Source organism: Streptomyces odonnellii (assembly GCF_000981895.1).
GTDB classification, from domain to species: Bacteria; Actinomycetota; Actinomycetes; order Streptomycetales; family Streptomycetaceae; genus Streptomyces; species Streptomyces odonnellii.
On sequence record NZ_LATD01000311.1, the window covers coordinates 1 to 2,077 of the forward strand.

The 2,077-nt window shown below is 71.5% G+C and carries 1 protein-coding gene and 1 pseudogene; both read right to left on the reverse strand.

Annotated features, from left to right (window positions below; genetic code table 11):
- Positions 1 to 367: 367 nt before the first annotated feature.
- Positions 368 to 1,211 (reverse strand): annotated as a pseudogene (locus tag WH07_RS26850) (DUF5336 domain-containing protein).
- 249 nt (positions 1,212 to 1,460) lie between these two features.
- On the reverse strand, positions 1,461 to 2,077 hold a 617-nt coding region (locus WH07_RS26855), incomplete at its 5' end, for an N-acetylmuramoyl-L-alanine amidase (RefSeq protein ID WP_046505276.1).

Genomic DNA, 2,077 nt, shown 5'->3' on the forward strand with positions numbered 1-2,077 from the left:
TATCCGCACCGGCGTACGGGCGGGCTGTTCGGACGGACCGAGCCGTACGGGCCCCGCCGCCGGTGCGGATACGGGCCCACGGTCCGGCCCCGGCACGGATACGGCTCGCCGCCGGGCCCGCCCGTACGGCTCGGTCCGCCCGCAGGCCTCCCGTACCGCCGCCGCTCACCCGCACACGACGACGGCCCCCGCCGCAGGGCGAAGGGCCGTCGTCGTGGTGCGAACCGTGGAGAGCGCGCTAGGGCGTGTCTTCAAAGTAGCGTCGTCCGCCCGAAGGGCGGGCACCGGGCGTACTTGGGTGATCCCGACAACGCGGCGAGCGTGCGTGCCAGGCGTCGCCGGGCAGACGGGACTTTGAAGACACGCCCTAGCCGCGCTGGATGCCCGAGGTGTCCTGGAGCACGCCCCGGCGGCCGTCCTGGGTCTGGGCCACCAGGCCCTGGCCGCGCTGCTCGACCGCGAGGTACCACGTGCCAGGCGCCAGTTCCGCGATCGGCGACGGCGAACCGTCCTCGCCGAACAGCGGACGCGCCACCGGCACCGCGAACCGGCACCGCGAACCAGAACGGGGCGAAGTCCCCGGCCGGTGCCGCGCCGCCCGTCGGCGGCTGGCCCTGCTGGCCGCCCTGCGGCTGGCCGCCGCCGAACAGACCGCCGCCCTGGCCGCCCTGCGCGCCGAACGGCTGGGCCTGGCCCTGCGTACCGTACGGCTGCTGGCCGCCCGGATACCCGTACCCCTGCTGCGGACCGCCCGGCTGCCCGCCGTACGGCTGCGGCGTCCGCGGCCTCGGCGCGCCGACGAGCGCGCCCTTCAGCGCCGGTACGAGCGGAGTCGCGACGGCCGCGCCGGCCAGCACCAGCGCGGCGATGAAGCCGAGGATCAGACCGCTGCCCGCGTCGATGCCGTCCAGGCCGATCAGCGACCAGAGCGCCGTCCAGGCCGCGAATATCGCGAGCGCCACACCGAACTGCCCGAGGTCGAGCCCCACGATCTTCCGCGGCTGCGGCAGCGCGCGGGCGGCGACGATCAGCCCCGCTGCGATGACCCCGGCCAGGTGGATGCTCATCACGGTGCCCAGCGAGTCCCAGGCGTTCGGGGCCGAGGACCCGAGGACGCTGGAATCGTACAGATTGAGGAACGAGGCGATGAACAGCAACACCGCTGCTCCGATCACCACGCCGTCGCCTCGAGTGAGGGAGCGGATGTTCACGTGAAAAGTCCTTCGTTGTCGTCTCGTCGGGCGGTCGGGGCGGTCGACGCGGCCGCCGGGGTGCGGCGGTGCGCGGTGTGAAGCCCGGGGGTGGCTCCGTATCGTACGGATGAATGTATCGTCTGCCCGGTCGGGCCGTCCGCCCGGTATCGGGCCCGGTAGCAGGGCTGTTACGGGTCCGATGGCAAGGCTGTTACCTGGTCGGGGCCGGGGCAGGACCTTCACGATCACTTCATGGATCTCCCATGGTCACTTCATGAGAAATCCCTTGATTCCGTCCGCGAGCCCCTGCGCGGCCTTCTGTCGCCATTCCGGGGCGGTGAGCCGGGCGGCATCGTGTGAGTCGCGCATGTTGCCGCACTCCACAAAGACCTTGGGAACCGTCGACAGGTTGAGTCCGCCGAGATCCTCCCGGACGTCGAGGCCCGTACCGTCGCCGATGTAGTTGGCGGGGGCGCTGCCGGTCTCACGGGCGAAATTCCCGGCGATCCGCTCGCCGAGTTCGCGGGACGGGCCGACGATGGCGCTGGTGTCCGCCGCCCCGCCCTTGACCAGGGCCGGAAGAATGACATGGAATCCGCGGTTTCCGGACGCCGAACCGTCGGCGTGTACGGAGACGACGGCGTCGGCCTTCGCCTTGTTGCCGATACGGGCGCGCTCGTCGACGCAGGGGCCGAAGGGGCGGTCGGCGTCCTGGGTGAGGGTGACCTTCGCGCCGAGTTCCCGGAGCAGGGTGCGCAGCCGGTGGGACACATCGAGGGTGAAAGCGGCCTCGGCGTAACCGGCATCGGTGGCGGTACCGGTGGTGTCGCATTCCTTGCTGGTCGTTCCGATGTCCACCGGTTTATTGATTTCAGTGGGATGGT